7 protein-coding genes and 1 pseudogene are annotated in these 11,440 nt (G+C 32.1%); 3 read left to right on the forward strand and 5 right to left on the reverse strand.

Features of this window, described 5'->3' with window-relative positions; genetic code table 11:
• Positions 1 to 13: 13 nt before the first annotated feature.
• Positions 14 to 202: a palindromic element RPE2 domain-containing protein gene (locus tag ACQH1V_RS03140; RefSeq protein ID WP_425360753.1), complete on the forward strand. Its 189-nt coding sequence runs from the start codon at positions 14 to 16 to the stop codon at positions 200 to 202.
• 25 nt (positions 203 to 227) lie between these two features.
• Here ACQH1V_RS03140 and ACQH1V_RS03145 read toward each other — a convergent pair whose 3' ends face one another.
• From ACQH1V_RS03145 to ACQH1V_RS03165, 5 genes and pseudogenes are all read right to left on the reverse strand, one after another.
• On the reverse strand, positions 228 to 3,620 hold the full coding sequence (locus tag ACQH1V_RS03145; RefSeq protein WP_425360754.1) for a hypothetical protein: 3,393 nt from the start codon (positions 3,618 to 3,620) through the stop codon (positions 228 to 230).
• A 16-nt stretch (positions 3,621 to 3,636) separates the two neighbouring features.
• Positions 3,637 to 6,075 carry a VirB4 family type IV secretion/conjugal transfer ATPase gene (locus ACQH1V_RS03150; RefSeq protein ID WP_425360868.1) on the reverse strand — a complete coding sequence of 813 codons (2,439 nt, stop codon included), beginning with the start codon at positions 6,073 to 6,075 and terminating at the stop codon, positions 3,637 to 3,639.
• A 268-nt stretch (positions 6,076 to 6,343) separates the two neighbouring features.
• A complete protein-coding gene (gene serS / locus ACQH1V_RS03155; protein WP_341748532.1) occupies positions 6,344 to 7,630 on the reverse strand; it encodes a serine--tRNA ligase in 1,287 nt (428 codons plus the stop codon).
• Positions 7,608 to 8,362, reverse strand: a pseudogene (gene tatC / locus ACQH1V_RS03160) (twin-arginine translocase subunit TatC). Before tatC ends, serS begins: the two are co-directional and overlap by 23 nt.
• A 380-nt stretch (positions 8,363 to 8,742) precedes the next feature.
• Entirely contained in the window at positions 8,743 to 9,435 is a 693-nt protein-coding gene (locus ACQH1V_RS03165) for a CvpA family protein (RefSeq protein ID WP_425360755.1), read from the reverse strand.
• Positions 9,436 to 9,626: 191 nt separating this feature from the next.
• On the opposite strand from ACQH1V_RS03165, the gene ACQH1V_RS03170 reads away from it, so the two are divergent.
• Positions 9,627 to 10,196 carry a YqgE/AlgH family protein gene (locus ACQH1V_RS03170; RefSeq protein ID WP_341748533.1) on the forward strand — a complete coding sequence of 190 codons (570 nt, stop codon included), beginning with the start codon at positions 9,627 to 9,629 and terminating at the stop codon, positions 10,194 to 10,196.
• A gap of 340 nt (positions 10,197 to 10,536) precedes the next feature.
• Entirely contained in the window at positions 10,537 to 11,436 is a 900-nt protein-coding gene (locus ACQH1V_RS03175; protein WP_341748534.1) for a TerC/Alx family metal homeostasis membrane protein, read from the forward strand.
• The last annotated feature ends 4 nt before the right edge of the window (positions 11,437 to 11,440 follow it).

Raw genomic sequence — 11,440 nt, forward strand, 5'->3', positions numbered from 1 at the left:
TAGCAAAAAAATCGTGAACACTCACATTCAATCTACAACTGTAGTACTAGATAATCAAGGTTCTTGCAGAGCTTTAAATATAGTCAATTCAGAAGAATTTGGGGCTAGGAGCGATGGAGCGACGCCTATAAGTAATAAGCGAGCGACGAGTGACGACGTCCCCAACTTCTCATCAATTGACTATACTACCCAGTCCTCCTGAATTGGCTATATACTCTCAAAATTTGCTATTGTAATTTTTTAAATTGGTATTTAATAGTAAGATTCAAAACCCCTCCACCAACAACTCCAACATAAATCTTAATATTATTCTTACCATTCCGTAAATGTGGCATCAGATCAAGTTGCGGCAACTTAGTAGATTTATATATATCAGGAGCTTCCGCAAAATCTTCTTTTTTACCAGTTTTAGAAATGTAAACAACACATTTGTCAGCTTGATAATCTCTACATTCTATATCCTTAAACTCATGATTAGGGGGACCAGTATAAATAATTTTATCATTGACTTTAATCATTAAGTAATCATCATAATACGAATCAGCCCCACCTATTGTAAAAGAGGTTAGCATATTAGTATTGGGAACATCAATCTCATAATTTGCCCAATTTAATGTATTTATTAGATAGGCTGTAGAATTGTATGAACCACCAAGTACCAAAGTGCCAATTTTAGTTGAAGTATCATAGCTATTTTTTACAGGAAAATTACTTTTAAAGTCATTTGTATATTTGAAACTAAGACCATTATTCTCTTTACAACCAACTCCCTCCGATAAGGCTTCAAAACCAACGCTTTTAGTAGCTATATTTAATAGGCAATAACGCTGCAGTGGTTTATTCGGATCAATTAATACCCAACCATCCTTGCAAGTACCTTGTGCCAAGTGACCTATTTCTGTATCTGGATCACTTATGTTATTAGACTTCCATGTTGCATTACCACTAATATCAGTCGGGGTAGAAATTGCTTTGCATTTAGGGGCATCAATTGTGGTGCAAAGACCCAATTCCTGGGATGTTTTATCTCGGATTGTATTAGTTTTCTGATTATATAGGGCTTTCTCATTCTTCTGATCAAGGGTAAAATTGTAATACTGTCCAGTATTTATCTTGTCTCCTTGTGATGGAGCCGGATCAATTCTATTATCAGTATCTACAGAGACTTTACATACTTCAACACCTTGTTTACGATTATTTGTATAACAATACATGGTATTGCATTTATAAATTGTGATACCTTCAATATTTTCTATAGAGTTACAATTAGTAATATTTTTACATAGAGGAAGAAAGTTTTGATATTGGGTGCTTTTTTCCTTGAATTTTAAGCAATCAATGGTATCTGATTCAAGTAGTTTTGCTAGCACGCAATTAGTATTATTTACTCCAGGAATACATTTTTCTATATCTTTTAATTGTAAACAACCATGCGTTGCTCCTTGCAGATATTTACCATTTATATATTCAAGACCTTTCAAATATACCGCATCTGTAATAAGTTTTCCTTCAGTATCGTAAGGAGCCTTGTCGTTTTTGTATTCACCATATATTGTTAAAGGATTCATAGATTTTTTTCCAGAAAACGGCATAGCAGTATATGTAACTGGTGGGGTATTAGAAATATATGCCATGAAGGAAGTAAAATTATATCCTGCTAAATTTATTATTTCTTCTGTCTTTTGTTTCTCAGTTGAATATATCGACAATGGAGTAACAACAGTGCTAGTTAAATCAACCACTTTCCCTTCTTTGTCTAACACTTGGATTGACGCAACAAATTGAGGGGTATAATAGCTATTATTAGGGCAAATCACCTCAGGAATTACCCCACATTTTTGGGTTAAGATTTGGTAGCCATCTGTTACTCTTTTTTCACAGCCAATTAGCTGATCTCCTTCTATTACACAAATAGATTTTGGGTCACGACGAAAACTAGGTTCTAAATCAGTATCTAAAAAAGTATTTCTAACAATTGACACAGCAAAAGACCACTTCTTGTCATTATTATCGTTGAGATCAAAGAGTTTTTGTAGTTTTAATAAATTGTTATCATCCTGATTTTGTAGCTTAGGAAATTCAATATTAGCATCGATAAACTCACCAATATTGATCCCCCATATTTCTTGACAAGTAGTTTTATCTTTATCCTCTGCCTTCGTGCTGTTACAATCAGGTAAATCATCAACATAGTAACTACTTGGTGTAGAGTGATTGCCTATTTTTTGTGCGTAAACTATTCTAAAGCCATCTTCACAACCATTTTCAGTAATGCTACATTTAAAGTCAATTTTTGTGTTAATGCAAGGTGTTGTATCACCAACTGAACATTTTTTTATTGCATCACGTTGAGCGGTAGCAATATGCATCCTTTTGGCTGAAGAAAATTCACCAAGATTGTTTATTACTACACATTTATCGGTTTTTGTAAGATTTCCTTCCTTTTTACAAAGAGGTACCATATTGTCTAAACTAATACGCACGACATTATGAATAAGATTATTCCTTAATTTAGATACTACACATGGGGCATCTGAAGATTGAACAAATAAACCGTTTTCATTCTTCTTACTGCATACAGATTGGGTAGTGGGGGTAATAACTAATGGGGCTAATTTAGGGCAATATGGTGGCGGGAAAGGACCAAATGGTAATTCAATACAACCAAATTGATAGTTATCAACAGTGTTATTTAGTTTGCCCAATGCTTCTACTATAGTTCCTGCCGCTGTATATATCCATCCTTGCTCAAGAATATATCCTATCCATTTAACCATTTCTTTTATAACATCAAGACCAGGGGTATTTTCAGCACCCATTATATCTAATAACTTACCTAATAGTGCTGACATAGTTAGATTAGACTTAATGTCTATTAAAAATTTTAGAACTTTTGCCAGAGGGTGTAACTCATCTGTTTTATGAAGAGGTTGTCTTACTGGGTTCCAGTCCAACGGATCTAAGTGAACTCCGGTAGCTGAAACCAGATTTACTAAACCAGGATCACTATATGCACATAACTTTGGTCTATCAAATTTAAGTGGTTTTCCATCATCTCCCATAAATAATTCGTCATCTTCTGTAAAACCAACATCATTCAAGTGTTTTCCACGAGTATAACCAGGATCTGCTGGCGTTCCTTTTTTGTTAAGATGAGTTGGTGCTACTTCCGGAACGGCAATTCTAGCACAAATTCTGAGTAAAGGTAAGGCATAAGCCCCGGGCCATACTACACATTCACCATCCCAATTTAAAGTAGTGGATTGATTCCAGCAGGCAAATGCATTACAACTTTGAGTTCTTATACGAATCTTTGGGGAAAAATAAGAGCTTTCTTTTGTACGTTCTGCACAATGCTGCAGATAAAATCCAATCCAATTTTCAGGAGGATCAAATTGAACCAAGCAATTATCTACATCACGTCCATCCCGTCTATTCCATGGTGGACATAGAGGGTTTGGCTTTATTGTTCTTTTGATTGTTTTATTCCATATTTCATCTATCGTAGTGTAGCCACAATTGCAAGGATTCTTTAGACATTCCCCAACTGCTTCCCAAGACGCACAACTATTGCTTGAGTAAATCAACAAGAAAAATACTAGATAATATTTTTTTAGCACCAAATTCCTCTTTTAACTAAATACGATTTAATGCCATATACAAAGGATTAATCCAATTATCAGGATGTCCTGGATATTGTTGTAATATTTTTTGATATATTTTTAATTCCTCAGCTCTACAGGATAAAATCTTGATAATACCAATTAAGCTTCCTATACTTAATTCCACAGCAATAGATTGATCGTCTTGGTTTATTAAGAACATTCTAGAAGTAATTGTAAATTTCGATAATTTCTTTATTTCTGATTCATTTAATCCTAAAATTTGGTCTAAATATTGCAATTTTATTTCTGATGGTAAAATAATTTTAGTGTCTGTTAAGTCTAACCAATTTTGTAACACCCTAGTTTTTATCGATTGCAAATAACTAAAATTAAAATTACTAACCATGATCCCATTATTTTTCATTAATCTATCAGAAATCATTTCTGATATGTTATCAAAATTTTCTGGTCTATACAAGGAATCAAGACTATCTATTACTAATATTTTTGGACTCTTCCCTGTAATAGTTAAATGATAATTAAAAGCATATATTAACCCTACACATAAACTATTATGCTTAGTTAAATTCATTGAGAATGCTTCTAAAAGTTTTCTATCTGTTGGATAAAAACGTTTAATAAAGGATTTTTCAGAAAAAGAATATAAATTAAATCCTATTATATTACCTTCGGATAAAGGAAATTTATCACTATCAAATATACTATCATATAATCCGCCTTCTGCATAATCTGTTAATTTTAGTTTAATTAACTCTCCACCTTCTATTGAAAAATCGATTACTTTTAAAATGGATGAAAAATTACGATCCTTATTATCTAAACTATGAATTTTATCGGCAAAGATTTCTAGAAAAGCTAATTCAATTTCGGTTAGAGGATAAAAAGAATGATTACAAATTATTTTAAGAAATTCAACAATAAAATTTCTTGATTCTAGAGTATCATCTAGTATAAATGGATTTATTAGATTTTTTTCCTTTTCAATCCACTGCCCTTCAATTGATTCAACAAAAATCTTTGAATCATTATTGTTGGAAAGATACAATATTGTTGGCTTATACTTAGTAGCTTCAGAAATCAAAAAATTTGTTAATACGGTCTTGCCAGTGTTAGCTGTACCAAAAATACAAACATTTCCTCTATTATTACTTTTAGCATGAAAATTCATAAAGTAAGGCGTTCCTTTTTCCGTTCTAAGCAAAGTTACCGCTTTACCCCATATGTTATTTTGGCTTCCAGTTGGAAAATTATGTAATGAAGCTAAGGCAGCTGTATTTTCAATAATTGTTGGGGCTAACCTTCTAATATAGGAAAAGTTGCCTGGAAGTTGTGCCCAAAATGTCGATTCTAAGTTTATATCTTCTCGTACATGAACAATTCCAATTTTAGCAAGTTCCCTAGATGCCTGGGCAATTGATTGATCCAATTTGTTCAAGTCCGATCCTATAATAGCAATGGAAATTTGTTGTTTACAAAATTGGTTTGGAATTGAAGCATCAAGATTCATTATCTTATCTATTCCTGTAATCTCAGCAAGCTTAGCATCCTTACTAACTTGTAAAATATAGGCCTGTTCTTCAAATGCTTTAGATACTTCTTTTTTATCAACGAAATAAAATATTTCTGTTGCTATTAATTCTACAGGTAATTGTAGGAATCCATCAAGGGCATCCGATGATACTTCTTGATATTCCTTTATTGAAATAATGGATGCAAATTTTTTACCATGTTGACTTATTACTTCAATCTTATCATTACCAACTGCATATTGATTAGAGGCTAAAGCATTAGATAAATTGGCAATCGGCACTAAACAATATTCCTCGTTAAGATGGACTATTCTGCGATATAAAAACATCAGATCAGAGTAAGATTCCTCTCTTTCAAATCTTATTCCTAACTTTACTGCACCAAAACCTTGCAAATCCAAAAGTATTGTATCAACAGTACTATTTAGTATTTTAAAAACACTATCTAAGTAGTTATTTTGGTAATTGATAAGTTTATCGAAAGACAAAGAAGTTATTAAAGAGTTTAAGTCTTTAACTTTAATGTTATCAGAATCATAAATTATTGAAATATATAAAGTATTAACAAATTTATCATCCCAATAATTCTTTTGTTGCCATAGATTGTGAATATTAGCTGGTAACAATTTATTGTACGGAGTTGTGTCATCTAAATTTGTCTTACGCCGTACCGTATGTATCCAGAATGCAAAACTTTTATTATGAACATTTTTCTTGATAGCATTACGCACTACCTCCCGTAAATTGAATAACTTATCACTGATATTTTCTGCATTAATACCATTTATTTGGATAGTTTGAAGCAATTCCCCATTCTTAGTTAACAAAGTATTTTCATTATAATGACAAGCAATTGGAATGAAATTCTCTGCAGAATTATTATACAAATCCTTATCAATTTTCCTCGAATTGCTAGTTATTTTGAACACCAATGATACCTATTAAATAAACATATATTACTTATATTCTTTTGTTTTTAACATAACTTACCTTACGCATAAACCCCATGACAATTTAAAAGTTTCGGAACGTCATTGCGAGACCACGTAGTGGACGAAGCAATCCACATTCATTAGATTGCTTCGTCGCTACTAAAGTAGCTTCTCGTAATGACGCCAAGCTATTTTCTATATGACTTTCAAATGTCATGCGTAAGGTGAGTAACATAACTATCTTAATCTCTCATACTTAACATTTAGTAGCATGAATTCGCTCTAACCCACCCATATAACTCACTAAAACATCTGGAACCGTTATTGAGCCATCTGCATTCTGGTAATTTTCTAGAATTGCAATTATTGTTCTACCAATTGGTAAACCAGAACCATTTAACGTATGAGCAAAAGTAGTGTCGTTGCTACCAAATTCTTTATATCTAGCTTTCATCCTTCTAGCTTGGAAATCTCCACAATTAGAACAGCTTGAAATTTCACGATATAAATTCTGACCTGGCAACCATACTTCCAAATCATAGGTTTTCTGAGCAGTAAACCCCATATCCCCAGTACAAAGCAACATAACTCTATATGGTAAATCAAGTTTTTTTAGAATAGTCTCAGCAGCATTAGTGATATACTCATGTTCACATTTAGACTCTTCTACAGTAGTTATTGTGACCAATTCAACTTTACCAAATTGATGCATACGTATCATACCTCTAGTATCCTTACCACTACTCCCAGATTCTGATCTGTAACAGGGGGTATAAGCAACATAACGTATAGGTAATTCTTCCCTAGCTATTATAGTATCAGATACCATATTAACAAGAGGTACTTCGCCTGTTGGAATTAGCCTGTAATTATTCACCGTTTCAAACGAATCTTCTGCAAATTTTGGCAATTGACCACTATTATACATAGCAATTGGTCGTACTAAAGATGGAGGAGATAATTCAATAAAACCAAATTCCTCAGTATGAGTATCAATCATAAAATTAATCAATGCTCGCTCTAGCTTTGCTAAATCTCCTTTGAGAGTGACAAATCTACTACCAGACATTTTCGCAGTACGTACAAAATCCATCATCCCTAAACTCTCACCAAGCTCAAAATGCTGCTTAGCTATTACTGGGGATGCTTTGGTGGTAATATCTCCAACTGTTCTAATCAGTTTATTCATACTTCCATCAGTACCGTATGGTACGTCATCCTCAGGAAGATTTGGCAGTACTTCCAGCATATCGTTGAGCTGATGATTACTATTTAATTTTAGAGTCAGTTCTTCTAATTTTTCATTTATATGATCCACATCACGCTTTAGTTCTTCAAATTCCTTACTAGTCTTGTTAGGCATATTACCTAAAGATTTAGATTTTTTCTTTCTTGCATGCTGGAATTGTTGAATGAGATTAGTTAACTGACGCTTGTTTTCATCTAGTTTAGTAATTTTATCGGACATTGGGGCAATCCCTCTTTTGATAAGTAAATCATCAAATTCCTGTTTATTTTCCCTAATCCATTTTATATCTAACATCTAATTTCCTCGGTTTTCTACAAATTTACACATAATAACTGAAGTTTCATATAATAAAAGCATTGGTATTGCAAGGGCAAATTGGCTAAGTACATCTGGTGGAGTCAAAATACCAGCAATAACAAAAATAATTATTATAGACCATCTTCTCTTGTTCACTAAGTCTTTTGCTGTTAATATTTTTAATAAATTTAATATTAGCATAATAATAGGCAATTGAAAGGCTATACCAAAAGCAATAATTAGCTGAATTACTAAATTTAAATATTCGCTAACTCTAGCTTCTAGAATTAGTGGAATAACGACATTATGATCTTCAAAGCTCAAAAAAAATTGCCATGCACGCGGCATAACAAAGTAAAAAACAAAGACACCCCCACACCAAAACAAAATAGGTGCCATAAAGAGGATAAAAGCCGCATATTTTTTCTCATGTGAATATAGTCCAGGTTTTATAAACAAAAAACATTCTATGCTAATAATTGGTATAATCATGATAAAAGAAACAAAAGCCGCAAGTTTTATGTAAGTAAAGAATGCCTCAGTAAGACCAGTATAGATCACTCTTCTTATATTAGCATGACTTAATTCTGCAAGGGGTTCTAATAAAATATTATATATCTCACTGCTAAAATAATAACAAATAATAAAACCAATAATGAATGCAGCAAACACTCGTAAAAATCTAGCTTTTAGCTCTAAAAAATGTTCTTTAAAGGTATATGATTTCATAAATTAATATATTGCTGTAAAAGTTTCGCTATCGTAGGTATAGTCAATTGAGGAGAAATTGGTGACGTCATCGCTCAATGCTCACCTATTACTTATAGGAGTCAGTTTAAGAAAATAAAGTAGAAAAGTCGTAATTGCGAGCCACCGTAGGTGGCGTGGCAATCCATTTTTAATCACTTTTCTGGATTGCTTCGTCGACCTTACGGTCTCCTCGCAATGACGGTTTTTCAATTATTATTTTCTTAAACTAACGCTTATGCGTCGCTCCATCGCTCCTACTATCCAATCCTCCTGTATTGACTATAGCCTCCTGGGAGACCACCTGCAATAACTAAAGTAACTCTATATTCGGCTCTTTTTGGTTGCAAAAATACAATTAATTAGTCATCTTTTTCTAATTCTTGCGACAATACTTCATCAAGTTCTTGCCTGAGTTCTTCAGGAAGTTTTTCTACTTTATCAGGATATTCATTAGGTTGTGACTTTTTTAAGACATTTGTAGTATCAATAATCTCTGATTTTATGGGTAATTTAATGGATTCTAAACTATTTTGTGGTAGAGTTTTTATAAAATTCTTACTTAACTGATCTAGATAGGGAGTAGTCGTGGATTCTTTAAGCCATTCTGGATATTTATCAATAGTAGTATTTTGTATAACATCTTTTAGCGTTTTTGCTTGTAGATAACTGCCAGAAAAGAAAATTGTTAGGACTAGAAAGAGGAATAAACAAATAATCATACCTCTAAATACGCCAACGCCTAGACCCAGAGTTCTATCAACGACTCCGCCACTTATAAAGGCAATCATCAAAAGAAATTTATGGGTTAAGAAAGAGCATACACTCCAAGATATAATATAGGAGATACTCCCAGAGCTAATTACTAACGCAATATGGTTAATAAAATATCGACTAATGACCTCATTAATATATGAAGATAAGTAATAGGCAAGAATAATTGAAAATATAAAGCCAAGTAAGCTAATAGTAACTTTTGCTAATCCCCTATAAGCTCCGAGCATTGAGGAAGCAGTAATAATTGCCAGTATTGTTATATCAAACCAAGTAAACATTAGACTTTTTAAAAAATTACTTTAGGTTTAGCACAGGTATAGAGTATATTTAATTAGACTTCCTAGATAAGTCAATCGAAAGTCTTTTAAAAATTTTATTGAATAGGTATAATTTAACACTATATGTATCTAAAAGCTAGTATATTAATATAATATATAGACTAAATAAATTTAACAATACAATAAATATTATGAATGAAAACAATAAAATTTTTGATAATTTGTCTGGTAAGGTTTTGATAGCTACTCCTTATATGCTTGATGGTATATTTAATAAATCACTTGTTTATATGCTATCTCATACAGCAGAGGGAGCGATGGGCTTAATTTTCAATAATTTAGTGAATCATATAGAAATAAAATCGTTCTTTAAAATATCTGATGATCAGGTAGGTAATATTATGATGCCTATCTATTTGGGAGGACCAGTTGAGCATGATCGTGGTTTTTTCTTACATTCTGATGACTATAATGAGAATTTATTATTGAAGTTTCAAAATCATTTAGCAGTTAGTTCTAATCCTCAAATCCCTCATGATATTGCTTCTGGTAATGGTCCTAAAAATAGTTTATTTATTATTGGCTATACTTCTTGGAAAGCAGGACAGCTTGAAGCAGAGATTAAGGATAATTTGTGGATAATAACAGATTGTGATAAAGATTTTATTTTTTCTGGTCGTCCAGAGCATAAGTGGCATAATGCCTTGCAAAATCTTGGCATCAAAGAATCGCACTTTACTTCACGAATGGGTAATGCTTAATATTATACTCACCTTACGCATGGCATTTAAAAGTCATATAGAAAATAGCTTGGCGTCATTGCATCAGCGTCATTGCGAGAAGCCACTTTAGTGGCGACGAAGCAATCTATATGTGAATTGCCACGCTCACGTACGTTCGCTCGCAATGACGCTTTGTACTTTTCCGAAATTTTTAAATTGTCATGGGGTTTATGCGTAAGGTGAGTTACTAAGTTAGGAAATGAAAAAATAAGCAATACCGTAAAAATAATGAAAACAGCTATTAGTGGAGCAAAAAAATCTGTTATATTATAGATATAACCAAATTTGGAATAACTATAATAGCTTATAGGAGGAGACTTTGACGTGGATTGTTTTTTGTATAGTGATTGTAGGTTTATTAATCTATGATCTTGGTTTTGCTAACAAAGAAAATAAGGTATTAACCTTTCGCCAAACCATTTATTTTAGCCTTTTTTACTTAATTATAGCATGCCTTTTTGGTGTTTTTATTTTCTTTGATATGGGAAGAGAAAAAGCCCAAGAATATTACACTTGTTTTTTTATAGAAAAAGCCATGTCATTGGATAATATTTTTATTATTTTAATGATTTTCCAGTTTTTTTCTATTCCCTTGATCTATCAACATCGAATATTATTTTTGGGAATTCTAGGTGTCATAGTGTCTAGAGCTATAATTATATATTTAGGGGTCATTGTTATCTCAAAATTTTCTTGGTTATTATATGTTTTTGCAATTATTCTTATAACTACAGGTATAAAAACTTTTTATCTATCAAATAAAAATTTAAAAGTGCAAGAATCGTCTATTTATAGAATTCTACAAAAATACTTTAGCATTACCCCCAAAATCTCGGGTTACAAATTTTTTGTTAAAACTAGCAAAGGTATCAGCATTACTCCTCTTTTTGCATCATTAATAATGATAGAAGTTATGGATATTGTGTTTGCCATTGATAGTATACCAGCAATATTTGCTATCACTAAGGATCCTTATATAATTTATACTTCTAATATTTTTGCCATATTAGGTCTGCGTGCCTTATTCTTATGCTTAGCTAATGTTGTTAAGCAATTTAGTTATATAAAATATTCGCTAGCATTAATATTAATATTTATTGGTATAAAAATATTCGCTGAACATGTTATTGATATTCCATCTTATACTACACTGGCTATGACAATTATTCTTTTGTCTCTTGGCATTATTATCTCTATTATTAAGAAAAGGCGTATGTAATTTG

The organism is Candidatus Tisiphia endosymbiont of Ceraclea dissimilis (assembly GCF_964030735.1).
Taxonomy (GTDB): domain Bacteria; phylum Pseudomonadota; class Alphaproteobacteria; order Rickettsiales; family Rickettsiaceae; genus Tisiphia.

Coding starts and splice junctions, on each gene's coding strand:
- ACQH1V_RS03165 (WP_425360755.1), bottom strand. CDS start 9,435: ATGTTTACTTGGTTTGATATAACAATACTGGCAATTATTACTGCTTCC.
- serS (WP_341748532.1), bottom strand. CDS start 7,630: ATGTTAGATATAAAATGGATTAGGGAAAATAAACAGGAATTTGATGAT.
- ACQH1V_RS03170 (WP_341748533.1), top strand. CDS start 9,627: ATGAATGAAAACAATAAAATTTTTGATAATTTGTCTGGTAAGGTTTTG.